The 24,497-nt window shown below is 61.5% G+C and carries 21 protein-coding genes; 9 read left to right on the top strand and 12 right to left on the bottom strand.

Annotated features, from left to right (window positions below; genetic code table 11):
• The first annotated feature begins 36 nt into the window (after positions 1-36).
• A complete protein-coding gene (locus tag IT763_RS10695) occupies positions 37-531 on the top strand; it encodes a DUF2938 family protein (RefSeq protein WP_049298957.1) in 495 nt (164 codons plus the stop codon).
• 5 nt (positions 532-536) lie between these two features.
• Here the strand turns inward: IT763_RS10695 and bioD are convergent, their stop codons facing one another.
• From bioD to IT763_RS10680, 3 genes are all read right to left on the bottom strand, one after another.
• Complete coding sequence (bioD, locus tag IT763_RS10690) at positions 537-1,205, bottom strand: dethiobiotin synthase (protein WP_004938529.1); 669 nt, start codon at positions 1,203-1,205, stop codon at positions 537-539.
• A gap of 144 nt (positions 1,206-1,349) precedes the next feature.
• On the bottom strand, positions 1,350-2,567 hold the full coding sequence (locus IT763_RS10685; RefSeq protein ID WP_004938526.1) for an ROK family transcriptional regulator: 1,218 nt from the start codon (positions 2,565-2,567) through the stop codon (positions 1,350-1,352).
• Positions 2,568-2,726: 159 nt separating this feature from the next.
• On the bottom strand, positions 2,727-3,617 hold the full coding sequence (locus IT763_RS10680) for a LysR family transcriptional regulator (protein ID WP_049298953.1): 891 nt from the start codon (positions 3,615-3,617) through the stop codon (positions 2,727-2,729).
• A gap of 147 nt (positions 3,618-3,764) precedes the next feature.
• Between IT763_RS10680 and IT763_RS10675 the strand changes: the two genes are divergently transcribed.
• Positions 3,765-5,033: an MFS transporter gene (locus IT763_RS10675; RefSeq protein ID WP_170913122.1), complete on the top strand. Its 1,269-nt coding sequence runs from the start codon at positions 3,765-3,767 to the stop codon at positions 5,031-5,033.
• 51 nt (positions 5,034-5,084) lie between these two features.
• On the opposite strand, the gene IT763_RS10670 is transcribed toward IT763_RS10675, so the two are convergent.
• Together IT763_RS10670 and IT763_RS10665 are read right to left on the bottom strand one after the other, a co-directional pair.
• Positions 5,085-6,371, bottom strand: a complete 1,287-nt coding sequence (locus tag IT763_RS10670) for a glycoside hydrolase family 10 protein (RefSeq protein WP_371811609.1) — start codon at positions 6,369-6,371, stop codon at positions 5,085-5,087.
• Between the two features lie 126 nt (positions 6,372-6,497).
• A complete protein-coding gene (locus IT763_RS10665) occupies positions 6,498-8,294 on the bottom strand; it encodes a glycoside hydrolase family 3 protein (protein WP_206195392.1) in 1,797 nt (598 codons plus the stop codon).
• Positions 8,295-8,571: 277 nt separating this feature from the next.
• On the opposite strand from IT763_RS10665, the gene tus reads away from it, so the two are divergent.
• Positions 8,572-9,510 carry a DNA replication terminus site-binding protein gene (tus, locus tag IT763_RS10660; RefSeq protein WP_033640460.1) on the top strand — a complete coding sequence of 313 codons (939 nt, stop codon included), beginning with the start codon at positions 8,572-8,574 and terminating at the stop codon, positions 9,508-9,510.
• Here tus and IT763_RS10655 read toward each other — a convergent pair.
• From IT763_RS10655 to IT763_RS10640, 4 genes are all read right to left on the bottom strand, one after another.
• Positions 9,500-9,868, bottom strand: a complete 369-nt coding sequence (locus tag IT763_RS10655; RefSeq protein WP_028128189.1) for a VOC family protein — start codon at positions 9,866-9,868, stop codon at positions 9,500-9,502. The two genes, tus and IT763_RS10655, sit on opposite strands and share 11 nt — an antisense overlap.
• 90 nt (positions 9,869-9,958) lie before the next feature.
• On the bottom strand, positions 9,959-10,648 hold the full coding sequence (locus IT763_RS10650) for a YafY family protein (protein ID WP_016927872.1): 690 nt from the start codon (positions 10,646-10,648) through the stop codon (positions 9,959-9,961).
• Positions 10,649-10,709: 61 nt separating this feature from the next.
• Entirely contained in the window at positions 10,710-12,107 is a 1,398-nt protein-coding gene (gene fumC, locus IT763_RS10645) for a class II fumarate hydratase (protein WP_049298945.1), read from the bottom strand.
• Between the two features lie 230 nt (positions 12,108-12,337).
• Complete coding sequence (locus tag IT763_RS10640; RefSeq protein WP_228009684.1) at positions 12,338-12,808, bottom strand: hypothetical protein; 471 nt, start codon at positions 12,806-12,808, stop codon at positions 12,338-12,340.
• A 322-nt stretch (positions 12,809-13,130) separates the two neighbouring features.
• On the opposite strand from IT763_RS10640, the gene manA reads away from it, so the two are divergent.
• Positions 13,131-14,309, top strand: a complete 1,179-nt coding sequence (gene manA / locus IT763_RS10635; protein ID WP_049298943.1) for a mannose-6-phosphate isomerase — start codon at positions 13,131-13,133, stop codon at positions 14,307-14,309.
• Positions 14,310-14,449: 140 nt separating this feature from the next.
• Complete coding sequence (locus IT763_RS10630; protein WP_028128187.1) at positions 14,450-15,982, top strand: YdgA family protein; 1,533 nt, start codon at positions 14,450-14,452, stop codon at positions 15,980-15,982.
• A gap of 44 nt (positions 15,983-16,026) precedes the next feature.
• Here the strand turns inward: IT763_RS10630 and IT763_RS10625 are convergent, their stop codons facing one another.
• Complete coding sequence (locus IT763_RS10625) at positions 16,027-17,181, bottom strand: serine hydrolase (protein WP_206195391.1); 1,155 nt, start codon at positions 17,179-17,181, stop codon at positions 16,027-16,029.
• A gap of 102 nt (positions 17,182-17,283) precedes the next feature.
• Here IT763_RS10625 and IT763_RS10620 point away from each other — a divergent pair, with 102 nt between their 5' ends.
• Complete coding sequence (locus tag IT763_RS10620) at positions 17,284-18,189, top strand: LysR family transcriptional regulator (RefSeq protein ID WP_033640465.1); 906 nt, start codon at positions 17,284-17,286, stop codon at positions 18,187-18,189.
• Between the two features lie 29 nt (positions 18,190-18,218).
• Here IT763_RS10620 and blaSRT read toward each other — a convergent pair whose 3' ends face one another.
• The gene (gene blaSRT / locus IT763_RS10615; protein WP_016927879.1) at positions 18,219-19,355 is read right to left on the bottom strand and encodes an SRT/SST family class C beta-lactamase; all 1,137 of its coding nucleotides are present in this window, start codon (positions 19,353-19,355) and stop codon (positions 18,219-18,221) included.
• A gap of 206 nt (positions 19,356-19,561) precedes the next feature.
• On the opposite strand from blaSRT, the gene IT763_RS10610 reads away from it, so the two are divergent.
• The gene (locus IT763_RS10610) at positions 19,562-20,443 is read left to right on the top strand and encodes a LysR family transcriptional regulator (RefSeq protein WP_049298939.1); all 882 of its coding nucleotides are present in this window, start codon (positions 19,562-19,564) and stop codon (positions 20,441-20,443) included.
• Here the strand turns inward: IT763_RS10610 and IT763_RS10605 are convergent.
• Positions 20,440-21,471: a Mal regulon transcriptional regulator MalI gene (locus IT763_RS10605; protein WP_033640467.1), complete on the bottom strand. Its 1,032-nt coding sequence runs from the start codon at positions 21,469-21,471 to the stop codon at positions 20,440-20,442. The two genes, IT763_RS10610 and IT763_RS10605, sit on opposite strands and share 4 nt — an antisense overlap.
• A 223-nt stretch (positions 21,472-21,694) precedes the next feature.
• Between IT763_RS10605 and malX the strand changes: the two genes are divergently transcribed.
• A complete protein-coding gene (gene malX, locus IT763_RS10600; RefSeq protein WP_033640468.1) occupies positions 21,695-23,314 on the top strand; it encodes a maltose/glucose-specific PTS transporter subunit IIBC in 1,620 nt (539 codons plus the stop codon).
• The gene (locus IT763_RS10595; RefSeq protein WP_143778940.1) at positions 23,307-24,488 is read left to right on the top strand and encodes a MalY/PatB family protein; all 1,182 of its coding nucleotides are present in this window, start codon (positions 23,307-23,309) and stop codon (positions 24,486-24,488) included. The genes malX and IT763_RS10595 overlap by 8 nt, the downstream gene beginning before the upstream one ends.
• Positions 24,489-24,497 lie beyond the last annotated feature (9 nt).

Raw genomic sequence — 24,497 nt, 5'->3', positions numbered from 1 at the left:
GCACATTACACCATGAGTGACTTTAAGGGCACGAAAATGACGACAGAAATTTTACTGATGATTATGCTGGCCGGGGTGGGCGCCACGCTGTGCACCGATCTGTGGGCCATCGTGCAAAAGCGCGTGCTGGGCATCCCGCCCCTTAACTACGCGCTGGTTGGCCGCTGGTTTATCGGCCTGTTCGACGGCCGGTTTTATCACGCTCCGATCATGGCGGCGCCGGTGCGACGGGGAGAAAAAGCGATGGGATGGCTGCTGCACTACGCGATCGGCGTCGCCTTCGCCTTTATCCCGCTCGGCTTGGCGGGCATCGTGTGGTACGCCGCGCCGACGCCGCTGGTCGCGCTGCTGAGCGGCTGGCTGAGCCTGGCGGCGCCCTTCTTCGTGATGCAGCCGGCGTTGGGCTTTGGCGTAGCGGCGGCGAACACCCCCAATCCGACGCGTAGCCGCATCATCAGCCTGCTGGTGCATACGGTGTACGGCCTGGGGCTGTTTGTCTCCGCCCGTTTGTTGGCCCCTTTGCTGGCCTGAGCGCGCTAGCGCAGCAGCGTGGAAATGTCGAGATAGTGCGCCAGTTCGCGCTGCTCCGCGCGCGGCAGATACGGGATCTCACCCAGCAGCGGCGCGGAAATGCGCTGCTGCAGCGCCGCGATGGTTTCGGCATAGTGCGCCAACCCCGGATTGATGCGGTTGGCGACCCAGCCCAGCAACGGCAGGCCGTCATTGATAATCGACTGTGCGGTCAGCAACGCGTGGCTGACGCAGCCCAGCTTGATGCCCACCACCAGCACCACCGGCAGCTGTTCCTGCACCACCCACTCGGCGTAAGGCCGCAGATCGTTCATCAGCACCCGCCAGCCGCCGCTGCCTTCCACCACCACCGTATCGGCTTTGGCGGACAGATCCCGCAGACCGCTGCTCATCACGCCATAGTTGATGTCCTCGGTCGCATGCGCGTGAAACACCTCATCCAGGCAGGTGATGGGATTGATCTCCTCGTAGGACAGCGGCAGGGTTGAAGATGCCTGCAATACCAAAGCGTCTTTATTGCGGATGCCCTCGCTGGTTTCCTGGCAGCGCGCGGCGATCGGCTTGTAGCCGGCCACCGAACGGCCTTCGGCGGCCAGCGCCTGCATCAACCCGCGGGAAACCACGGTTTTACCGACGTCGGTATCCGTGCCTGTCACAAATAAACGCTTCAACATGAATAAAATGCCCCAGAATGCCCCGTTAACAATGTATCGCCGCACCGGCGGCGAAGAAGTCTTTCGGAAAAATTCTAGGGGATGCTGCCGCGTAGGGGCTTGAGGTAGCTCAATCTTTTGCAGGATTAATAAGAAGTTCTGATGTTAGCCTTGCAGCAGTTGCACCAGCAATGAACCATTGTACAGCGCCTCTTTCACCAGCGCCGCGCCGGGCATGGTGCCCTGATTGAAGAACTGCGTGGATTCGACCTTGACCTGCTCGCTGTAGGCCGGCAGCGCCTGTTGGCGAATGCAGGAGGCGATGGCCGGGTGCAGGATCTCCGCCGCGCGGTTGAGCGGCGAGCCCACCAGGATCTTCTCCGGATTGAACAGGTTGACCATGATAGCCAGAATCCGCCCCACGCTGTGGCCGACGCCGAGAATGATGTCCCGCGCCAGCTGATCGCCCGCCAGCGCGGCGTCACACAGCGATTCGACGGTCAGCGGCGCGCCGTGCAGGCTGGAGCTCATCGAGCCGCTCAGCCGCTGCTGGGCGATCTCCAGCATGTTCTCGATGCTGGCCACGGTTTCGAGACAGCCGTGGTTGCCGCAGTAGCAGCGTTTGCCGTAGGGATCGACCTGGGTGTGGCCGATCTCCACCACGCTGTGGCTGCCGGCGTGCAGCACGTGGCCGCCGGTGATCACCCCGGCGCCGACGTTGTGGTCGATCACCACCTGAATCACGTTCTGGCTGCCGCGCGAGGCGCCGTACAGCGCCTCGGCCATGGTCCAGGCGCTGATGTCGTGCTGCAGGTAAACCGGCAGGCCGGTGCGGGTTTCCAGCGCCGGGCCGAGCGGCATCTCCAGCACATCGTAAAACGGCATGCGATGCACCACGCCGGACTGCACGTCGATCATGCCCGGCAGCGTGATGGCGATCGCCGTCAGCCGTTCCAGCTTGCTTTGGTGGCGGATAAAGAATTGGTCGACTTCGGTCAGGATGCGTTTCAGCAGCGGTTCGGGGTGTTCGGCCGCCAGCGGCAGCTGCTCCTCCACCACCAGTTTACTGCTGAGATCGCGCAGCGCCAGCGTGATGCTGCCGCGGCTGATACGGGCGGACAGGTAATGCCAGGCCTCGGTGTCCAGCACCAGCCCCACCGCCGGGCGGCCCCGGCTGCCGATTTCCTGGTACTCGGTTTCCTTGACCAGATGGGCTTCCAGCAGCTCGCGCACGATCTTGGTGATGCTGGCGGGCGCCAGCTGCGCGCGTTTTGACAGTTCGATACGCGAAATCGGGCCCAGTTGATCGATTAGCCGATAAACCGCCCCCGCATTGGTCTGCTTGATTTGATCGATATGCCCAGGCTGCCCAACCGCAATCACAAACCTGCTCCTACTATTTTTCGCGCTTCTAAATAAAGACTAGGGGTTATGGTGGGGCTTTTGTCATACAGCGTCAACTATTTGATTAGTTATGTGATTTGCTGCACAAATTCCTCGCAATTTCAGCGTGAATTGATTTTTATTTGCCCAAGTTCAACGTCATTTCAGCATCAACGCCATCAGCGCCTGCGCGGCAGCGGTCAGCGGCCGGCGGCGGTGATGCACCAGCCACACTTCGGTGGTGGCGTCCGGCTCCGCCAGCGGCAAATAGCGCACGCCGTCCACCCTCACCCGGGCGAAAGACGCCGGCAGAATCGAGACGCCCAATCCGGCGGAGACCAGCCCGATGATGGTCATCGCTTCCCCCACTTCCTGGGTGATATACGGGGTAATGCCGGCTTTGCCGAGCAGCAGCAGAATTTCGTCGTACAGCGCGGTGCCCACTTCGCGCGAGAAGAACACGAACGGTTCCCGCGCCAAGTGTTGAAACCGCAGCGCGCCGCCGGGCGTTTCCGCCAGCGGATGCCCTTCCGGCACCACCGCCACCAGCGGCTCACGCAGCAGCAGCTGATAGTGCAGCGCCTCCGGCAGCCGCGTATTGCGCATCACCCCCAGATCCAGCTCACCGTTCAGCAGCGGTTCGATCTGCTGTTTGGTGTTGATTTCGCGCATCTTGATGTGCACCTGCGGGGACTGCTGGCGAAAGGCGCGCAGGCTGCGCGCCACCACGCCGATAAAGGGCGCGGAAGAAGTAAAGCCGATGGTCATTTCCCCCAGTTCGCCGCGATCCAGGCGCGCCGCCTTTTCCGCCGCGCGCCCGACCTGATCGAGCACCTGATAGGCTTCTTTGAGGAACATCTCCCCGGCCTGCGTCAAGCTGACGTTGCGGTTGTTGCGCGCCAGCAAGCGCGCGCCGACCATCTCTTCCAGCGCCTGAATTTGCTGGCTGAGCGGAGGCTGGGAGATGCGCAACCGCTCGGCGGCGCGGCCAAAATGCAACTCTTCCGCCACGGCGATAAAGTAACGCAGGTGTCTCAGTTCGATATTCATATTTAAAACGTCTTAATTTGAATTATTAATATATTAGACAAAAAAATCGCCGCTCCCTATCATTTTGTTATCTGTAACCTGTCTGTTTATCTCCCCGAAGTTCGGTAAGGAAACGCTGTGACAACCCCTGTTCGTTCTGCGGCCGCGATGCCGTCGACGCTGGCCGCCAACGATGACGCGGCCGCTGCGCCAAAAGTAAAACGCTCCACCCTCAACAACAAACTCCCCTATATCGAACGCGGCACGCCGCAGTTTATGCGCGTGACGCTGGCGCTGTTTTCCGCCGGGCTGGCAACCTTCGCGCTGCTCTACTGCGTGCAGCCGATCCTGCCGGTGCTGTCGCAAGATTTCGGCGTCTCGCCGGCGGAAAGCAGCCTGTCGCTTTCGGTCTCCACCGGCCTGCTGGCGATCGGCCTGATGTTTACCGGGCCGTTGTCCGACGCCATCGGCCGCAAGTCGGTGATGGTGGTGGCGCTGCTGCTGGCGGCGGTTTGCACGCTGATTTGCGCCTTTATGACCAGCTGGCACGGCATTTTGCTGATGCGCGCGCTGATCGGCCTGTCGCTGAGCGGCGTGGCGGCGGTCGGCATGACCTACCTCAGCGAAGAGATCCATCCGAGCTTCGTCGCCTTCTCGATGGGGCTGTATATCAGCGGCAACTCGATCGGCGGCATGAGCGGCCGCCTGGTGACCGGGGTGTTGACCGATTTCTTTTCCTGGCGCGTATCGCTTGGCGTCATCGGCCTGTTCGCCCTCGCCGCCGCCTGCATGTTCTGGCGTATCCTGCCTGCCTCGCGGCATTTTCGCGCCAGCTCGCTGCGCCCCCGCACCCTGCTGATCAACTTCAAACTGCATTGGCACGATAAGGGGCTGCCGCTGCTGTTCGCGGAGGGTTTCCTGCTGATGGGCAGCTTCGTCACCCTGTTCAACTACATCGGTTATCGCCTACTGGCGGATCCTTATCACCTGAGCCAGGCGGTGGTCGGCCTGCTGTCGGTGGTGTACCTCACCGGTTCCTACAGCTCGCCCAAGGCCGGCGCGCTCACCTCACGCTTCGGGCGCGGCCCGGTGCTGCTGGCGTCGATCGTGATTATGCTGATCGGGATCCTGATTACCGCGCTGCCGCAGGTGCCGGCGATCTTTATCGGCATGATGCTGTTCACCGCCGGTTTCTTCGCCGCCCACTCGGTGGCCAGCAGCTGGATTGGCCGCCGCGCGCGCCGCGCCAAAGGCCAGGCGTCGTCGCTGTACCTGTTCTGCTATTACGTCGGCTCCAGCGTGGCCGGCACCCTCGGCGGCGTGTTCTGGCACAGTTTCGGCTGGAATGGCGTGGCGGCGTTCATCAGCCTGATGCTGTTGCTGGCGCTGCTGGTGGTGCATTACCTGAAACGCCTGCCGGAAGCGGCCCGTCTCTGAAAAGAAAAAGCCGCGGCGACTTGCCGCGGCCCGTCATGCCGGAGCCTGTGATTATTGACCGGTTTTCCAGCGGGTGCGCAGGTAGTTCACGGCCTTATCCGTTTGCGGCTCGGTCAGATAACGTTGCCGGAACAGGATGGTTCCCCCCATCCCCGGCAGGCTCTCGTTGAGATCCAACTGCCTTTTCAGCTCGGGGACGCCGCCGTCGACGGTCCAGGCCGGCTCGCTGGCCGATGGCGTACCCACTTTATACAGCGCCACCCCGGCATAAAGCCGAACCGGCGTGCCTTTCACCACCTCGGCCCACCAGTTGGCCAGCACGTCGTAGCGGACAATTTCACGATCAAAAGGCCAATACAGCTGCGGTGCGATGTAGTCGAGCAGCCCCAGCTTGACCCACTGGCGCGTATCGGCATAGGCCGTATCGTACGACGGCGCGCCGGCCCGCGTCGCCGAGCCGGCAGGATCGTCCGCTTGGTTTCGCCATACGCCCGCCGGGCTGACGCCAAACGCGACTGCGGGCTTCAACGCTTTGACGGTGGCGGAAACCTGTTTTATCAATTGCAGCGTATTGTCTCTTCGCCAGGCGGCTTTGTCTGCAAACCCTTGGCCGTATTCGCGATACGTCCTTTCATCATCCAGCGGCGATTGCGGCGTTTCGTAATAGAAATAATCGTCAAACTGAATGCCGTCGACATCATAGTTTTTGACAACTTCAGCCACCACGCCGGTGATCCAGTTGCGCACGTCGGGCAGACCAGGATCGAGCACGAAGCGATCGCTGGCGGTGCGGATCCAGTCGGGATGCAGCGCATAGACGCTGGCCGGCGGCGACTGCAGCGTATGATTAAGTGCATCTATCGTTTGCTGTCGGGTATTCATGGAAACCCGATAAGGGTTCAGCCAGGCGTGGACCTTGATGCCGCGCCGGTGCGCTTCTGTCAGCATAAAGGCCAGCGGATCATAACCGGGATCCTGGCCCACGGTGCCGGTCAATACCTCCGACCAGGGCAAGATGTCAGAACGCCACAGGGCCGTTCCGTCCGGTTTAACCTGAAAATACACCGTGTTAATCCCGGTTTTCACCATGTCGTCCAGCGCGTCCGTCAGCCCCTGCTTCTGCAGGCGCGCCCGCTCTTGCGGGGATTCCGCTTTCAGCGAGGCCGTCGGCGGCCAGTCCAATCCAATGACCGTGGACAGCCAGATGCCCCGCATCGGTGTGACCGGCGGTACAGGCTGCGGAGGCTTTTCCGGCTCAGGGGGTTTGGCGCATCCGCTCACGCCCAGCATGGCGGCCATCAACAGCCATCCGCCTAGTTTTGTTGCGCCTGTCGGCATAAATGTTCTCCTTCCGTGAGTGACGGTTATCCCATGTCGCGGCGTGCGGAGCAAGAAACCGCCCGCTTTATCAACGCCATCCAGCGACCGGCGCCGCCCTTTCTGACGACGCCGGTACTTGTCCCATTACCAGCTCAGCCCCGTCCCGCGAGGGAATGCGATTTTGCCCGTGTTGGTCTCCACATCGTAGTCATGCCAGGTGTTGACCGGCAGTTTGCCCTGCGGGGTGATTTTCCCCGTCAGCACCTGCGCCAGCGATATCATCGAGGGACCGCGCCATACCCCGCCGTCATAGCCGTAATAGGAATAGGTAGCGACAGCCGCCTCCACCTCTGCGGCATAGTTCACGATATCGTAAGGTGCGCGCAGTGAGAGATGAACGCGCTTTTTCCCCTGCTCGGCGGCGTATTTCAGCCAGCCCGGATAAGGACTGGTATCATTAGCCGCCCCGGTTGCGGAGGTCACGACCCCATCCTGCTCGGCAGGCGTAAAGCGGGTTGAGAGGGTTCCGAGCAAGAACACGTCGCAGCCGGCAATATGTTCCCTGACCTCGGCGTCGCTCAGTTCCGTTTCCTTCGCGGCCACGACGTTCTGATAGCCCTCCTGCGCCATCACGTTCGCGATGCCGTTGGCCTGCTCGCCCCACGGCGTCAGAATAAAGTAGCGCAGCGCCTTGTCCTTTAGCGGCAGCAGACATTGACGGTTGATAACCACGGTAATGGAACGATCGGCGATGCGCTTTTCCAGCCTGTGCGCTGACGACGCAACGTCGTTGGAACAAGGTTTATCGCTATGGCCCATCAGGTGATGGCGCAATTTGAGGCGCAAAATGCGCTCGACCGAGGCATCGATATCAGCCTCGCTGAGATGCCCTGTTTTCACCCGCTCCGCAATGTAGCGGATAAGCTCGGGCAGCAGGCTCGCCTGCGCCGGCGAGGCGATGCTGACAGGCATCAGGGCGATATCCACCCCGGCGATAAAGACGTTTTCAGCCGCCGCTTGCTGGCTGAAATGCTCGGCAATCGCGCCCATATCCAGCGCGTCTGAAATCGTTACGCCGGCATAACCCAGCTCATTGCGCAGGATCTGGGTCTGGATTTCGCGCGACATAGTGGCCGGCACCGTGATTTTATCACCGTTGCGGGTGTCGATCTGGCTGTTATCCAGTGCGGGGTACTGAATATGCGCAGTCATCACCATGTCCGGCGCCACGCAGCGGTCAATGGCCTGCTTGTAAGGCGCGATATCGATGGCAAAGGCCTCTTCCCGCGTACGATCGACGCGCGGCAAACCGGTATGCGAATCGGTGGAGGTGCTGCCATGGCCGGGGAAGTGTTTGTACGCGGTGATCAGCCCTTGCTGCTTCATCCCCGCCACCATTTTCTCGGCCAGGCGGGCAACGGTGTTCTTATCATCGCTGAAGGCGCGAACGTTAATCACCGGGTTGAACGGGTTGGTGTTGACATCCACGACCGGGGCAAAGTTGGTATTGATATGCAACGCGCGCATATCCTGAGCCATCAGTTTGCCCTGTTCAACGGCGAGCTGTTTATCCGCGCCGCCCTCAATCGCCGCCGCCAGCGCCATATTGCCGGGGAATGAGGCGTAGTCGCCGCGCGGCAGCCGGAAAACGTTACCGCCTTCGTTATCCGTGCCAATAAACAAACGAACGCCGGCGTGCGTTTTCATCACGGCATACCAGGCCGTCAGCGTTTTGATCTGCTGCTTGTCTTTCAGATTATTGGCAAACAGGATCACCCCACCTATGTGGTTATCGGTGATCAGCTTGCCAATGGCTGCATCGGGAACGGTCATATCCTGATTGCTGCTACCGTTCTGATCCCAGTAGCGAAAATCCAGCATGATTTTTTGCCCGATCTTCTCTTCCAGCGTCATGTTTTTGACTTTCTGTTTAATATCCACCGTAAACCTCCGTTTAAAGCACCCGTTAATGACAGAAGAAAAGATAACCCGAGGGGCTCATAGCGTCCTGCCATTCTGTTTGTTCCAGCGATTGGACAACGGCAAACAAGAAATGGGCTAAACAAAAAATAAACGAGCGAGAGAATTCCCCCTGCTGCCCGCCCTATTTCCCCTGGCAAGCTGGGCGGGCAGTTTAGCCGAGTATTGCCCCATTGCCGATGTTGCCCCCAGTCGGCCGCTCTTCTATAGTATGTTGTAACTAATATGGGAGTGAGCGATGAGCAGATACGATGTGATTGGCCGAATGAACGCCTGCTTTAACGAGCTGGAGCAGGCGCTCGGCGCGTTGCAGCAGCAGATCGCCCCGCTGCGGTTGCTGGCGGCGCGGGTGTTCAGCCTGCCGGAGGTTGAAAAAGGCCAGGAACATCAGGCGATTTCGCATATCGCGGTCGAGCAGCATGTGGGGCAAGCGGCGCGCGATCTGGCACTGGAACACTATCAACGGTTGTTCATCCACCATAACCGGGAGAATGTCAGCAGCAAGGCCGCCGTGCGCCTGCCCGGCGTCATCTGTCTGGCGGTGGAGCAACCGGAATATCAGACGTTGCAGACGCAGTTGGCGCTGATCAACCGCCTGAAGAGCGAACTGGAGCAGATTATCACCGTCGATTCCGGTCTGGCGCCGGAGCAGCGTTTCGAGTTCGTGCACACCCATCTGCACGGGCTGATTACCCTCAGCGCCTACCGCACCCTCACCGCCCTGACCAATCCCGACTCCGTGCGCTTCGGCTGGGCCAACAAGCACATCATCAAAAACGTCAAGCGGGACGACATTCTGGCGCAGCTGGAGAAAAGCCTGAAAGCCGGCCGCGCGGTGCCGCCGCACAGCCGTGAACAGTGGGCCGCCCTGGTCAGCCGCGAAATAGACGACGTCAGCCGCCTGCCGCAGCATGCGACGCTGAAAATCAAGCGGCCGGTAAAAGTGCAGCCGATCGCCCGGGTGTGGTATCAGCAGCAGCAAAAACAGGTGCAACACCCCTGCCCGCTGCCGCTGATCGCCCTGTGTCAGGTTGAAAACGGCGCTGCGGTGCCGAAGATTGGCGAGCTGCTCAACTACGACGCCGACGCGGTGAAACACCGTTACAAACCCGACGCCAGGCCGCTGCGGCTGCTGGTGCCGCGCTTGCACCTGTATGCCGACGACGCTACTCGCTGAGGGCATACACCCGCAGGCGATGGCCGTCCGGATCCCGCGCCACGAAGGTGTAACCGAATTCCATCTCGGTCGGCGTTTGCTCGATAGGCAGCCCGAGTTCGCGCCACTGGTTATAGCGCGCCTCGACCTCTTGCGGATCCTGGCACAAGAAGCCCAGCTCACCGCCGCCGCCGGTCAACGTGGCGGCGGGTTTTACCCCCTGTTTGGCCCACATCCCCAGCTTGAAGCCGTTGTTGAGTACGAACAGGGCGAAGCCGGGAGAAAGTTCCACCGGCGCCTGTCCCAATAAACGTTGATAAAAGGCGGCGCTGTTGAGCGGGTTGTCGACGTAAAGCAGGGTCATGCTGGGAAGGGTCATCGGTCTGTCCTCTGGATGATGGGAACCGGTCGGTTCCCGATAGGCACAGACTAAGGCGCGCGACTGACAGTTTATGGCAGCAGCGTGCCGCTATTGCTCCGCTATGCCCTCGCTGAGGCGCCACTCTTTCAGCAGCCGCCGCCGGCCACGCGGATAACGCTGTTCCAACGGCGTGGCGGCCTGGATGCGATCGAGGCGAAAATGGCGAAAGGCCTGACGCAGCTCGCACCAGGCGACCAACATCTGAAACTGATCGAAAAAGCCCAGCGCAAAGGGCCAAAGCAGGCGTTCGCTGCGCTGTCCCGCCAGATCGAGGTAGTCGATATGCAGTTTGCGCTCGCGGCGGATGGTGTCACGGATCAGCACCCGCATCTCATCCGCCACCGGCGGCGCCTGAACCGGCGCGATAAGCAGCGTATTGGCCTCCAGCTCCTCCCGCAGCGCCGGCGGCAGCACCGCGGCGATCTTGGCCAGCGCCTGGCCCGCCGCGCTCGCCAATTGGCTGTCGCCGCGGCGGCTGACCCAGCGCATCCCCAGCACCAGCGCTTCAGTCTCCGCCGGCGAGAACATCAACGGCGGCAGCATAAAACCGGGGCGCAGCACATAGCCGACGCCCGCCTCACCGGCGATCTCCGCCCCCTGCTGCTGCAGCGTGGCGATATCGCGGTACAGAGTGCGCATGCTGATGCCCAGCGTCTGCGCCAGCGCATGGCCCGCCACCGGATAACGGTGGCTGCGCAGCAGCTGCATCAGATCGAGTAAACGTTGTGCGCGCGACATCTTAATTTCTCCATAAAAAAGGGGCTTACCTCAGTAAGCCCCCGGTTGTCTCACAGATCAATTATTTCTGCATGCTGCCGACCATCGCTTCCGGCCGCACCCACTCGTCGAACTGCGCTTCGGTCAGGTAGCCGAGCTTCAGCGCCGCGGCTTTCAGCGTCAGCCCTTCCTTGTGCGCTTTCTTGGCGATTTCCGCCGCTTTGTCATAACCGATGTGGGTGTTGAGCGCCGTCACCAGCATCAGCGATTCATTCAGCAATTGGGTGATGCGATCGCGGTTCGGTTCGATACCCACCGCGCAGTGCTCGTTAAAGCCCTGCATGCCGTCGGCCAGCAGGCGAATCGACTGCAGGTAGTTGTGGATCACCATCGGGCGGAACACGTTCAGCTCGAAGTTGCCGGAAGCGCCGCCGATGTTCACCGCCACGTCGTTGCCCAGCACCTGCGCGCACAGCATGGTCATCGCTTCGCACTGGGTCGGGTTGACCTTGCCCGGCATGATGGAACTGCCCGGCTCGTTCTCCGGGATCGAAATCTCACCGATGCCGCAGCGCGGGCCGGACGCCAGCCAACGCACGTCGTTGGCGATCTTCATCAGCGAAGCCGCCAGCCCTTTCAGCGCGCCATGCCCTTGCACCAGCGCGTCGCAGGTCGCCAGCGCTTCGAACTTGTTCGGCGCGGTGACGAACGGCTGATGGGTCAATTCCGCCAGCGCTTTAGCGACGCGCACCGCGTACTCCGGATGGGTGTTCAGGCCGGTGCCGACCGCCGTGCCGCCCAGCGCCAGCTCGGCAATGTGCGGGATACTGTCCTCGATGTGTTTCAGATTGTGCGCCAGCATCGCCGCCCAACCGGATATCTCCTGCCCCAGGGTCAGCGGCGTGGCGTCCTGCAGATGGGTGCGGCCGATTTTGACGATGTCGCGGTAGGCTTCGGCCTTGTCGCTCAGCGTCTTGTGCAGCACTTTCAGCTCGGGGATCAGGTGCTCGCGCAGCGCAATCACCGCCGCCACGTGCATCGCGGTGGGAAACACGTCGTTGGAGCTTTGGCTTTTATTGACGTCGTCGTTCGGGTGCACCTTGCGCTCTTCACCGCGCACGCCGCCCAGCAGCTCGCTGGCGCGGTTGGCCAACACTTCGTTCATGTTCATGTTGGTCTGGGTGCCGGAGCCGGTTTGCCAGATTGACAACGGGAACTGGTCGGCATGGCGATCCGCCAGCACTTCGTCGGCGGCCTTGATGATAGCGGCGCCCCGTTCGGCCGGCAGCAGCCCCAGATCCACGTTCACCTGCGCGGCGGCGCGCTTGGTCAACGCCAGCGCGTGGATCAGCGCGGTCGGCATCTTTTCGGAGGAAATACGGAAATGCGCCAACGAACGCTGGGTTTGCGCGCCCCACAGCTTGTCGGTCGGTACTTCGATGGGGCCCATAGAGTCTTTTTCGATACGAACGCCTGCCATCATGATCTCCTTAGCATAATTCCTAAAATTGTAGGGTTAGGCCGACGCGCTACCCCCCGTCGGCATGCACTCCCAGTATAGTGACATAATAACTATTCGCATTAAGAGAGTTATCTCACAGCACGTTTCATCTCTTTTACCCATTAACGACGCGGTTATTTTCCGCCGGTTAACCCGCGGTGAAATAAACGGCCGGGAATGAGCCTGGAGAATAAAAATGTGGATAACCATTAATGCGGATGACGCGAATTAAAATTATTGATGCGTTGCGCCTGTAAATGATTGAGCTCATCGAACCGTTGCTGCTGCAGATGATTGATCTCGTCGTAGGCGTCCTGCCGTTCATTATGCCGATACACCCCGGTCGCCGCCGCACCGGCGGTGAGTGCCAGCGGATGCGCCACAGCCGCGACCGGCGCGGGTGTAACGACGATCGGTGCCGGCGCGATCACCACGGTGCGTGGCGCCGCGTAGGGATAGGCGACAATCACCGCCGCCTGGGTTGCGCCGGTGCAAAGCCCCAATAGCAACAACAGTTTTTTCATGCAACAGACCTCTTGTTTCGTTAAATCGACGTGTTGGCCGTTACGGTAAACGGGTCTGACGCGCAGGTTTAAGCTCAGCGTGTGATAGCCCGGCGCAGCGCGAAAATAATAATTAAGGGAATGGCTCAGACGGTAAAAAATAAATTCAGCCGACATAGTTTGACATGCTGAAAAAATAAATAATGACGCAGAATGACCAAGCTATCGGCAATAATTCCGCGGGGCCAAAGAATAATCGATCGGCGGGTTTTCCGGGCCGCCTTGAGGCCTGCGCGCCAATTGAGACGCCGATCGTTATCACGCTATACTTTGGCCCCGTTGCCGGGCGCGACGTTATCCGGCGTTTTTTTGATCGCGCCCATGATTTTTCCTGCCGACGCGGGCGTAGGATAGGTGTCGGCACAGATTTAGTTAACCGTATAAAATCAGTAGGTTATTGTCATCCAGTACGACAATGACGTTAAGGACGTTTATCGACATGCAAAAAATGACCAACGCGGTACAGCATTACGCCTGGGGCAGCCACGATGCGCTGACCCGTCTTTACGGCATCGCCAACCCGGATAATCAGCCGATGGCCGAACTGTGGATGGGCGCCCATCCCAAGAGCCCTTCCCGCGTGCCGGGCGCCGACGGTGAACTGCGTTCGCTGCGCGATCTGATCGACGAAGACCAGCCAAAACAGCTGGGCGCCAACGTCGCCAGCCGTTTTGGCGAGTTGCCGTTCCTGTTTAAAGTGCTGTGCGCCGATCAGCCGCTGTCGATCCAGGTCCACCCGAGCAAAGCGGCGGCCGAGGTCGGCTTCGCGAAAGAGAACGCCGCAGGCATCCCGCTGAGCGCCGCCGAACGCAACTACAAAGATCCTAATCACAAGCCCGAGCTGGTGTTCGCCCTGACGCCGTTCCTGGCGATGAACGGTTTTCGTGAATTGGCCGATATCGTTTCCCTGCTGCAGCCGATCGCCGGCGCGCACCACGACATCGCCGCCTTCCTGCAGCAGCCGGACACCGCCCATCTCGCGACCCTGTTCGCCAGCCTGTTGACGATGAGCGGCGAACAAAAATCGCTGGCGCTCGGCGTGCTGAAAGCCGCGCTCAACAACCAGCAGGGGGAACCCTGGGATACCGTGCGCTTCATCGCCGGCTTCTATCCGGACGACAGCGGTCTGTTCTCACCGCTGCTGTTGAACGTGGTGCAGCTCGCGCCGGGCGAGGCGATGTTCCTGTATGCCGAAACGCCTCACGCCTACCTGAAAGGCGTGGCGCTGGAGGTGATGGCCAACTCGGATAACGTGCTGCGCGCGGGCCTGACGCCGAAATTCATCGACGTGCCCGAGCTGCTGGCCAACCTGCAGTTCCGCCCGCAACCGGCTTCCGGCCTGCTGACCCAACCGGAGCAACGCGGCAACGAGCTGTTCTTCCCGATCCCGGTGGAAGATTTCGCCTTCTCACTGCACGATTTGACCGCCGCGCCGCAGGCGCTGGCACAGCGAAGCGCCGCCATCGTGTTCTGCGTCGCCGGCGAAGCGACGCTGGAGAAATCCGGGCAACGCCTGACGCTCAAACCGGGCGAATCCTGCTTTATCGGGGCGTTCGAATCCCCGGTCAACGTCAGCGGCAGCGGCCGCATCGCCCGGGTTTATAACCAACTGGCCTAACCGTTGATAAATTTCAGCAAATTGCTTGCTGAAAGCGAGAGCTGCCCCCACAATTAAGCGCCTGCGGGCGTTTTTTGGCGGCCCCTATTTGCCCCTCCCACGCAACGGAGGGTGATAAGAAAAAAGGATGAAACAGAGCTATGAAAAAATCGTTAGTCGCTGTCAGCGTCATTGTCGTTCTTGGCGCAGCATGGACCGGGGCATCCTGGTACACCGGGAAACAGATCGAGCAGCACATGGGCGAAGTCGTCGACAACGCCAATGGCCAATTGAAAGCCTACCTGCCGAAAGCCGGCGTCAAGCTGAGCTATGAAAATTACCAGCGCGGCCTGTTCAGCAGCAAAGTGCGTTATGTGCTGCGTTCCGACGGCACGGATACCAGCGAAAACGCGGCGCTGAAAGCCGGTGAAGAAGTGGCGTTCCTGGAAACCATCGATCACGGTCCGTTCCCGTTCGCGCAGCTGAAAAAATTCAACCTGCTGCCGAGCATGGCGTCGGTGCATACCGAGCTGGAAAACACCCCGGCGGTGAAAGGCCTGTTTGAAACCACCAAAGGCAAATCGCTGTTTACCGCCGATTCGCGCATCTCGTACAGCGGCGATACCGCGTCCACCATCGACTTTATCCCACTGGACTACCAGAAGGATAAATCTTCGCTGAAATTCAGCGGCGCCACCATTGACGCCGACGTGTCCCGCGATCTGAAAAAATTCGCGCTGGACGCCAATAGCGACACTATCGTGTTCGCCAGCCCGAATGAATTCGGCCAAAACGAGCAGATCACCTTCCAGGGCTTCAACCTGAAAGGCAACAGTAACGAAAGCAAGTTCGGCGTGAAGCTCGGCGATCAGACGATGACCCTGAAACAGTTCAAACTGACGATCGACGGTAAAGACACCGTGGCGTTGGACGGTTTCAATCTGGTGAGCAAGTTCGGCGAGCAAGGCAGCAGCAACATCGGCGGCCAGATCGACTACACCATGGACGCGCTCAAGGTGCAGGGCAACGACTTCGGCGCCGGTAAACTGACGCTGAAAATCGACAACGTCGACGGCAAGGCGCTGAAAGACTTCTCCGACAGCTACAACCGCCAAACCATGGCGCTGCTGCAGCAGGGCGAGAACCTGGATCCGGACGTCTACGAACAGCAGACCTCCGAGATGCTGCAAAAGAACCTGCCGATGCTGCTGAAAGGCAATCCAAGCCTCAGCATCGCCCCGCTGAGCTGGAAAAACAGCAAGGGTGAGAGCATCTTCACGCTGGATCTGGCGATGACCGATCCGAGCAAGGCCGCCTCCCCGGCACAATCGCCGGATCAGCTGATCGCTCAGGCGGTTAAAAAGCTGGATCTCAGCCTGACCATTCCGGAAGCGATGGCCACCGAAGTGACCGCGAAGACCGCCTTGTTGCAGGGCTATAATGCGGAAGACGCGCAGAAACTGGCGCAGCAGCAAGTGCAGGGCCTGGCGGCCATGGGCCAGATGTTCAAACTGACCACCCAGAAAGACGGCGTGATCGCGAGCCAGTTCCATTACGCTGACAATCAGGTTGACCTGAACGGCAACAAAATGTCGCTGCAGGAGTTCATCGGCCAGTTCGCCATGCTGGGCGCCCCGGCGGAAGACGCTGAACCGGCGCAGGAAGCGGAACCCGCTCCGGCACCGGCGCAGTAATCGCCTGAAAACCTAACAAGGGCCCCCTGCGGGGCCCTTTTTATTTACGCCGCATAAACCGCATCGCGGATCTGCTGCGGATAATAACCGCACATGCCTTCAAACGCGGTGTTGGTCAGTATCACCACGCTCAGCTGCGCCTGTGGATCAAAGAACCAGCTGTGGCCGTAAACGCCGCCCCAGGTCAGCGTGCCGGCGTGCTGCGGCGTCTGCGCCGCTTCTGCGTCCATCAGCAGCGCGCCACCAAAGCCGAAGCCCCAGCCCGGCCCTTGCGTTTGCGCCTGCGCGCCCACGTGCGGGCTGCGCAGCAACGCCACCGTCTCCGGCTGCAACATGCCCTGCCCGCCGCTGCGCAACGCTTCCACCAGCTTCAGCACATCGTCGGCATCGCCGACCATGCCCGCGCCGCCGGAAGGATAAGCCTCCACGTTAAGCGCGCGCGCCGGCGAGAACGTCACTTCTCCCCCCGCCATGCCTTCCGGCAAGGCGATCCGCAGACCTTCATGCATGCGCAGCGGCCCTTGCGGCGTGTTGTAATACGGCGTCGCCAGGTTCACGGCGTCCGTCGCATGGAATGCGGTGTTGCCAAGCCCCAGCGGCTGCGCCACCCATTCGACAAACAGCTGCGGCAGCGACATGCCCGTCACCCGCTCCAGCACCGCGCCAAGCACGTCGATCGCCAGTGAATAATTGAAGCGCTCTCCCGGTTCCGACAGCAACGGCGCCTGCGCCAACAGCCGCAGGTTTTGCTCCAGCGTCAGCGTCGACAGCTCCACGCCGTCCTGGATCCCCAACTGATGGTAAACGCCCGCCGGCGGTTGGTTCAGCCGATAGTCCAGACCGGCGGTATGGCTCAGCAAATGGCGGATCTTGATCGTCGGGCGGCGGCCATCCGCCAGCGCCGGGGTAAACCACGGCAGCCAATCGCTGACCGCATCGTCCAGGCTCAGTTTGCCCCGCTCAATCAGGCGCAGCGCCGCCAGCGTGGTATAGGGTTTGGAGACCGACGACAGCCGAAACTGCGTTTCCCGCCGCATCGGCCGGCGCGCTTCGCGGTCGGCATAGCCGGCCGCCCCGGCGTAACAAATCTCGCCCCGCCGCGCCACCAGCACCACGCTGCCCACGATGCGCCCTTCGGCCATCGCCTGTTGATCGATCGCCGCGATCCGTTCTGTTAACGCCTGTTGTGTTGCCGACATGATTTTCATCTCGCTGAGGGAAAGTAAAACCAGTCTAAAACGTTCGTCATAAATTAAAATAAGTCATAATTTAATGAATCATTAAGCACAGGTTATTAATAGATGAGTTCACTCCTGCAACTGCTGCCCTATTTCGAAGCCGTGGCACGGCTGGGCAACTTTACCCGCGCGGCCAGCCAACTGGGCGTCACGCCGCCGGCGGTGTCGCAAAACATTCAGGCGCTGGAGAATCAGCTCGGAGTGAGGTTATTCCACCGCACCAGCCGCTCGGTGCGCCTCAGCGACGAGGGCCGATTGTTCTATCAGAAGGTGTCGCCAGCCATGAGCCAGATCGACGTGGCGGCGGACGACGTGCGCGCCCTGGGCGCGCAGCCGGCGGGCCTGCTGCGCATTACGCTGCCGCAGCTGGCCGCTTCGCTGCTGGTGATGCCGCACCTGGCGGAATTTCAGCGACGCTATCCCGAAGTGCAGCTTGAGCTGTTTACCGAAGACCGCTTTTCCGATCTGGTGCTGGGCAGTTTCGATGCCGGCATTCGCATGCACGCCATGTTGCAAAAGGACATGATCGCCGTGCCAATCGACAACGGCCAGCGCCGGGTGCTGGTCGCCTCGCCCGACTATCTGGCGCGTTGCGGCGCGCCGGCCACGCCGGACGATCTGCTCGCGCACCATTGCCTGCGCTACCGTTTTCCCGGCAGCGGCAAATTGGAACCCTGGTATTTCAGTCGGCACGGCGATGAGCGGGCGCTGGACGTCAGCGGCAGTTTGATCTTTAACGAAGATCGGCTGATCAAGGATGCGGCGTTGGCGGGGCTGGGTATCGCACAGCGTTTTCAGGGTACGGTGTTGCAGGAGCTGGCGCAGGGCGATCTGGTGGAAGTGCTGCCGGAGTATGCCAGCGAGGCATCCGGATTTTTCATCTACTTTCCCGCCGGCAGGCATCTGCCGCTCAAGCTGCGCGCCTTTATCGATTTCATGCGCGAGCGGCGAGATCGACAGCACCGGTAACAGGGGCGCCCCGACGGCGCCCCCCACGATCAGCGCTTATCCAGCGCTTGCACGATGCGGTAAGCCGCCTCGACCCGATCGTCGTTCGGGAACCATTTGTTGGCCAGCATCACCACGGCGATATTCTTCGCCGGGATAAACACCGCGTAGGTGGAGAAACCGCCGGTAGAGCCGGTTTTGTTATACCAGCCGGCGCGCAATTCCGGCTGCGGCGGCGTGATGGCGGTAGCCGGCGTGCCGTTCATGATCATCCCGGCGTTGTTGCCCTCGATCAAACGAGACAGTTTCACCGGGTATGGGTAGTTCTCCCACATCAGATCCTGCGTGAACGCGCCCGCCTTGTAATAACCGACGTGCGTCGCGGTCAGCGCCTCGCGCCACGGCTGCGCGACCTTCACCTGCTGCAGGTTGGCGTCCAGATAGCGAATCAGATCGCGAGCGTTGGACTTGATGCCGTAAGACTCGGCGTCCAGCGGGCCGGGATTGACCCGCACCGGCTTATCGTCCTTGTTGTAGCCCTGCGCATAGTTGGCCATCTGCGCCGCCGGCACCTGAACGTAGGTGTGGCTCATGCCCAACGCCGGCAGCATCCCCTGTTCCATCGCCTGGGTAAACGGCTGGTCGAGGCTCTTGGCGGCGATCATGCCCAGCATGCCGATGCCGAGGTTGGAATAGACGCGGTAGCTGCCCGCCGGATGTTTCGGCTGCCAGGCCCGGTAGTAGGCCATCAGTTGGGCGTTGTCGGTCACGTCGTCCGGCACGAACAGCGGCAGGCCGGAGGTATGCGTCGCCAGATTCAGCAGGCTGACGCCGTCGAAGGCGCTGCCGCGCAGCTCGGGCAGGTAGCGGCTGGCCGGATCGTTGAACGACAGCTTGCCCTGCTGCTGCGCATAGACCGCCAGCGTCGCGGTGAAGGTTTTGCTCAGCGAGCCCACTTCGAACAGCGTCTGCTCGGTGATCGGTTTGCCGGTCTGCTTCGAAGCGACGCCATACGGGTAAATCTGCTGTTTGCCGTCGACCGACACGGCGATCGCCATGCCCGGCACGCCATATTTTTTCATCAGCGGCTGAATAACGGCGTCGATATCCTGCTGCTGCGCGGCGTGCGCGGTCGGCAAGATCAGTGCGGCGATCAGCGCGGACGCCAGGCGGTTCATTTTCGTCATGATAGAGGCTCTTCGGTTGCAGGGCATCGGCCGCGGCCAAAAGTTTTTATTGGCGTTATGCACGGCGCTTTCCCTGGTTGATGATGTCATTCCTTTACGGCTGCCGCGACGCTCTTAGCAGCCGCGCCAAATATCGGATTTTGCCGTCGGGTTGACAAGCGATAATAATTTCAGCCAGCATAAAGAAAAACTTATGGCTATCGACAATGCGCAACCGACTTCCCCTCAACGCCCTGCGGGCGTTCGAATCCTCCGCCCGCCACCTGAACTTCACCCGCGCCGGCCTGGAGCTGCGCGTCACCCAGGCCGCCATCAGCCAGCAGGTGCGCATGCTGGAAGAACAGCTGGGCATTCAGCTGTTCCGCCGCCTGCCGCGCGGGTTGGATCTGACCGAAGAGGGCCAGGCGCTGCTGCCGGTGTTGAGCGACGCTTTCGACCGCATCGAGGCGGTGCTGCAGCAGTTCGAAGGCGGGCATTTCCACGAGGTGCTGACGGTGGCGGTGGTCGGCACCTTCGCCGTCGGCTGGCTGATGCCGCGGCTGGCGGCGTTCCGCGCGGCGCATCCGTTCATCGATCTGCGGGTGCTGACCCACAACAACCTGGTCAATCTGTCGGCCGACGGCATGGATTTCGCCATCCGCTTCGGCGAAGGCCTCTGGCCCGCCACCTGCAATATCAAGCTGTTCGACGCGCCGCTGACGGTGCTCTGCCCGCCGGCGGTCGCCGCGCGCTTGCGCACGCCGCAGGATCTGCAGCACGAGCAGCTGATGCGCACTTACCGCAAGGATGAATGGGAGCGCTGGTTCACGGCTGCGCAGGTGACGCCGTGGCGGATCAACGGACCGGTGTTCGACTCATCCCGGCTGATGGTGGAAGGCGCGATCCAGTGCGACGGCGTAGCGCTGGCGCCGGTCAGCATGTTCCGCCGCGAACTGGCCGCCGGCGCGCTGCAGCGGCCATTCGCTGCCGAGGCCGCGCTCGGCGCCTATTGGCTGACTCATTTGAAATCGCGGGATCTGACGCCGGCGATGAAAACCTTTATCGGCTGGATCCGCCGGGAGGCGGAAGAGGAACAGCGGCGGGACTAGGCGGAGCCGCGCCGGATCAGCGTCGGCGGCAAAATGACGTTCTGCGCCGGCAGATCGGCGTCACCGATGCGCTGCAGCAGGCGCGCGGCGGCGCTGCGCCCTACTTCCCGCGCCGAGCTGGAGACGAAGGTCAGCGGCGGCTCGGTCAGTTCGGCCTCCGGCACGTCGCCGAAACCGATCAGCGCCACCTGCCGGCCATAGTAGGCGTCGACCCCGTCCGAGCCGATACTGCGGCCGCTGCGCGTCAGGCCAAAATAGGCGCCGAGCGCGACCGACGCCTTGTGGCAGACGATGGCGGTAATGTTCGGGTAGTGGCGCAGCAGTTGCTCTGCCGCTTCCGCCGCCTCACGCTGCCGGCAATCGCACTCGACGATCCATTCGCTGCGAAACGGCAGGCCGTACTGCACCAGCGTGGCGCAAAAACCGCCCAACCGCTCGGCGCGCGTCAATGAGTCGCTCTGGCCGCCAAGGTAGGCGATTTGGCTGTGACCGCGTTTGATCAAAAATTCGGTGGCCAACTTGGCGGCCTGCATATTGTCCGGCCGCACCACGTCCACCCCATCGAGACCGCTGGAGCGCGCCACGCAGACCAGCGGCACGCCCTGCTCGGCCGCCTTTTCCTTCAGCCCAGCCGCCGCGCGGATGCCGCCCGCCAGCACGATGCCGTCGACGCCCTGCGCCAGCAGCGCGTCAAACGCCCGCTGCAAGCCCTGGCCGTCGCGCCCGCTCTGCGTCAAAAACAACAGCTTGTCGTGCGCCTCCAGCGCTTCGCTCAGCCCGGCGGTCATTTCGGCATAGAAGGGTTCGCAAATGTCGCGCAGAATAAGGCCAATCACTCCGGACTCCCCGCCGCGCAGCGTCGCCGCCTGGCGATTGCGCACATAACCCAGCTGCTCTATCGCCTGATTGACCTTCTCGGCGGTGGTCGGCGAAATGCGCCCTTTGCCGCTCAACACCAGGGAAACCGTGGTGACCGACACGCCCGCCTGCTGCGCCACATCGGTGATGGTGATTTTTTTGATGCTCATAGTCTCTGCGAACCCGTTCCTGGGCAACCCGCGCCGTAATGATCAAGGGTATACCGAATCCGTTAGCTCAGTAAAACGTTTTACTGCCTGCCGCATTGTCGCCAAAAACCGGGCGGCAGATTTGTGATTGGCGGCGCATTTTTGCTAGGTAAAACGTTTTATCTTCTTTTTACCTAATCAGAAGTCCCCTTTTTGCTCGTCTTTTCGCCAGGAGAAGTCGGTTATGTCAGCAGCCAACAAACCCAAAATCACCCTCTGGGAGTTCTTCCAGAGCCTGGGCAAAACGTTCATGTTGCCCGTCGCCTTGCTCTCTTTCTGCGGCATCATGCTGGGGATCGGCAGCTCGCTGAGCAGCCGCGACGTGATCACCCTGATGCCGTTTATCGGCCACCCGATCTTCCAGCTGATCTTTACCTGGATGAGCAAGGTAGGCTCCTTCGCCTTCAGCTTCCTGCCGGTGATGTTCGCCATCGCCATTCCGCTGGGCATGGCGCGCGAAAACAAAGGCGTCGCCGCCTTCTCCGGTTTCGTCGGCTTCGCCGTGCTGAATCTGGGCACCAACTTCTACCTGACCGCCGCCGGCGTGCTGCCCACCAGCGATCCGTTGGTGCTGAAAGCCAACAATATCCAGAACATCCTCGGCATTCAGTCGATCGATACCGGCATCCTCGGCGCGGTGATCGTCGGCATCATCGTCTATCGCCTGCATGAACGTTTCCACACCATCCGCCTGCCGGACGCGCTGGCGTTCTTCGGCGGCACGCGCTTCGTGCCGATCGTGACCACCGTGGTGCTGGGCCTGTGCGGCCTGGTGATCCCGCTGATCTGGCCGTGGTTCGCCGCCGGCATCACCGGGCTGGGTTGGGTGATCAACAGCGCCGGCGCCTTTGGCCCGATGCTGTTCGGCACCGGCGAACGCTTGCTGCTGCCGTTCGGCCTGCAGCACATTCTGGTGGCGCTGATCCGCTTTACCGAGGCAGGCGGCACGATGGAGGTGTGCGGCCACAGCGTCAGCGGCGCCCTGACCATCTTCCAGGCGCAGCTCTCCTGTCCGACCACCACCGGCTTCGCCGAGAGCGCCACCCGCTTCCTGTCGCAGGGTAAAATGCCGGCGTTCCTCGGGGGGCTGCCGGGCGCGGCGCTGGCGATGTACCACTGCGCCAAACCGGAGAACCGCCATAAAATCAAAGGGCTGTTGATTTCCGGCGTGGTGGCCTGCGTGGTTGGCGGCACCACCGAGCCGATCGAGTTCCTGTTCCTGTTCGTCGCGCCGTTCCTGTATCTGATCCACGCGCTGCTCACCGGGTTGGGCTTTACCGTGATGGCGCTGCTGGGCGTGACCATCGGCAACACCGACGGCAATATCATCGACTTCGTGGTGTTCGGCATTCTGCACGGCACCGCCACCAAGTGGTATCTGGTGCCGGTGGTGGCCGCCGTTTGGTTCGTCGGCTATTACGCCATTTTCCGCTTCGCCATCCAGCGCTTTAACATCAAAACGCCGGGCCGTGAGAGCGACAGCGCCGTCAGCCAAAGCGCGCCGAGCGGCGCGGTGGGCAAATCCGGCTACAACGTGCCGGCGATTCTGGCGGCCCTCGGCGGCCCGGGCAACATTATCACGCTGGACAACTGCATCACCCGCCTGCGCCTGTCGGTCAACGACATGAGCCGGGTGGACGACGCGGCGCTGAAAGCCAATCGCGCCATCGGCGTAGTGCATCTCAACGACCACAATCTGCAGGTGGTGATCGGCCCGCAGGTGCAATCGGTGAAAGATGAATTAGACTCACTGATAGCCACGGCGCAACCTGCCGCGGCGCTGCAGGGAGCCACCCATGTTTGATTTCTCCACCCCGATCGACCGCCACGGCACCTGGTGCACCCAGTGGGACTATATCGCCGATCGTTTCGGCAGCGACGACCTGCTGCCGTTCACCATCTCCGATATGGATTTCGCCACCGCGCCGTGCATTCTCGAGGCGCTGCAACAGCGCCTGCAGCACGGCGTGCTGGGCTACAGCCGCTGGCAGCACGAAGATTTTCTCGGCGCGCTGCGCCACTGGTATCAGCAACGTTTCAACGTCGCCATCGACACCGCAACGGCGGTGTACGGCCCTTCCGTTATCTACATGGCGGCGCAGCTGATCCGCCAATGGTCCGTACCGGGCGACTATGTGGTGACCCATACCCCGGCTTACGACGCCTTCTACAAGGTGATCCTCGCCAACCAACGCCAGCTGTTGGCCTGCCCGCTGCACAAGGCCGGCGACGACTGGCGCTGCGACATGGCGCACCTTGAGGCGTTGCTGGCGCGGCCGCAAACCAAGATCCTGCTGCTGTGCAGCCCGCACAACCCCACCGGCAAGGTGTGGCGCCGCGACGAGCTGCAGCAAATGGCCGAACTGTGCGAGCGCCACGACGTGCGCGTCATCAGCGACGAAATCCACATGGATATGGTATGGGGTGAACACCGCCATACACCGTGGAGCCAGGTGGCGACCGGCGCCTGGGCCTTGCTGACCTCCGGCTCCAAGAGTTTTAACATTCCGGCACTGACCGGCGCCTACGGCTTTATCAGCGACGACGCCAGCCGCGAAACCTATTTCCAGCAGCTCAAAGCCCGCGACGGCCTCTCCTCGCCGGCGGTGCTGGCGGTGGCGGCGCACGTGGCCGCCTATCGCCACGGCGCACCCTGGCTGGACGCCCTGCGCGACTATCTGCAGGATAATCTGACCTACGTCGCCGAGCGGCTGGAGCAGGCGTTTCCCGCGCTGGGCTGGCACCCGCCGCAGGCCACCTACCTGGCCTGGATCGATCTGCGGCCGCTGGCCGTGGACGATCGGGCGCTGCAGCAGGTGCTGATCGAGCGTGAAAAGGTGGCGATCATGCCGGGCTTTACCTACGGCGAAGAAGGCCGCGGGTTCCTGCGCCTCAACGTCGGCTGCCCGCGCAGCAAGCTGGAAGCCGGCATGGACAAGCTGATCGCCGGATTGAGGTTTGTGCTGGACGAGCAATAGCGCGAGGGG

Origin of the sequence: Serratia sp. CMO1, assembly GCF_015689115.1 — a bacterium.
In the GTDB taxonomy this organism is placed as follows: domain Bacteria; phylum Pseudomonadota; class Gammaproteobacteria; order Enterobacterales; family Enterobacteriaceae; genus Serratia; species Serratia marcescens.
Note: the sequence above shows the minus strand (reverse complement) of the source record. Positions and strands in the feature narration are given on the sequence as shown.

What these genes read in the sequence shown, in the direction of transcription:
- bioD (WP_004938529.1), bottom strand. Translation starts at nt 1,205, where the DNA reads ATGTTGAAGCGTTTATTTGTGACAGGCACGGATACCGACGTCGGTAAA.
- IT763_RS10695 (WP_049298957.1), top strand. Translation starts at nt 37, where the DNA reads ATGACGACAGAAATTTTACTGATGATTATGCTGGCCGGGGTGGGCGCC.
- IT763_RS10670 (WP_371811609.1), bottom strand. Translation starts at nt 6,371, where the DNA reads ATGCCGACAGGCGCAACAAAACTAGGCGGATGGCTGTTGATGGCCGCC.
- blaSRT (WP_016927879.1), bottom strand. Translation starts at nt 19,355, where the DNA reads ATGACGAAAATGAACCGCCTGGCGTCCGCGCTGATCGCCGCACTGATC.
- IT763_RS10650 (WP_016927872.1), bottom strand. Translation starts at nt 10,648, where the DNA reads ATGTCGCGCGCACAACGTTTACTCGATCTGATGCAGCTGCTGCGCAGC.
- tus (WP_033640460.1), top strand. Translation starts at nt 8,572, where the DNA reads ATGAGCAGATACGATGTGATTGGCCGAATGAACGCCTGCTTTAACGAG.
- fumC (WP_049298945.1), bottom strand. Translation starts at nt 12,107, where the DNA reads ATGGCAGGCGTTCGTATCGAAAAAGACTCTATGGGCCCCATCGAAGTA.
- IT763_RS10680 (WP_049298953.1), bottom strand. Translation starts at nt 3,617, where the DNA reads ATGAATATCGAACTGAGACACCTGCGTTACTTTATCGCCGTGGCGGAA.
- malX (WP_033640468.1), top strand. Translation starts at nt 21,695, where the DNA reads ATGTCAGCAGCCAACAAACCCAAAATCACCCTCTGGGAGTTCTTCCAG.
- IT763_RS10655 (WP_028128189.1), bottom strand. Translation starts at nt 9,868, where the DNA reads ATGACCCTTCCCAGCATGACCCTGCTTTACGTCGACAACCCGCTCAAC.
- IT763_RS10620 (WP_033640465.1), top strand. Translation starts at nt 17,284, where the DNA reads ATGAGTTCACTCCTGCAACTGCTGCCCTATTTCGAAGCCGTGGCACGG.
- manA (WP_049298943.1), top strand. Translation starts at nt 13,131, where the DNA reads ATGCAAAAAATGACCAACGCGGTACAGCATTACGCCTGGGGCAGCCAC.
- IT763_RS10640 (WP_228009684.1), bottom strand. Translation starts at nt 12,808, where the DNA reads ATGTCGGCTGAATTTATTTTTTACCGTCTGAGCCATTCCCTTAATTAT.
- IT763_RS10610 (WP_049298939.1), top strand. Translation starts at nt 19,562, where the DNA reads ATGCGCAACCGACTTCCCCTCAACGCCCTGCGGGCGTTCGAATCCTCC.
- IT763_RS10675 (WP_170913122.1), top strand. Translation starts at nt 3,765, where the DNA reads ATGCCGTCGACGCTGGCCGCCAACGATGACGCGGCCGCTGCGCCAAAA.
- IT763_RS10605 (WP_033640467.1), bottom strand. Translation starts at nt 21,471, where the DNA reads ATGAGCATCAAAAAAATCACCATCACCGATGTGGCGCAGCAGGCGGGC.
- IT763_RS10595 (WP_143778940.1), top strand. Translation starts at nt 23,307, where the DNA reads ATGTTTGATTTCTCCACCCCGATCGACCGCCACGGCACCTGGTGCACC.
- IT763_RS10625 (WP_206195391.1), bottom strand. Translation starts at nt 17,181, where the DNA reads ATGTCGGCAACACAACAGGCGTTAACAGAACGGATCGCGGCGATCGAT.
- IT763_RS10630 (WP_028128187.1), top strand. Translation starts at nt 14,450, where the DNA reads ATGAAAAAATCGTTAGTCGCTGTCAGCGTCATTGTCGTTCTTGGCGCA.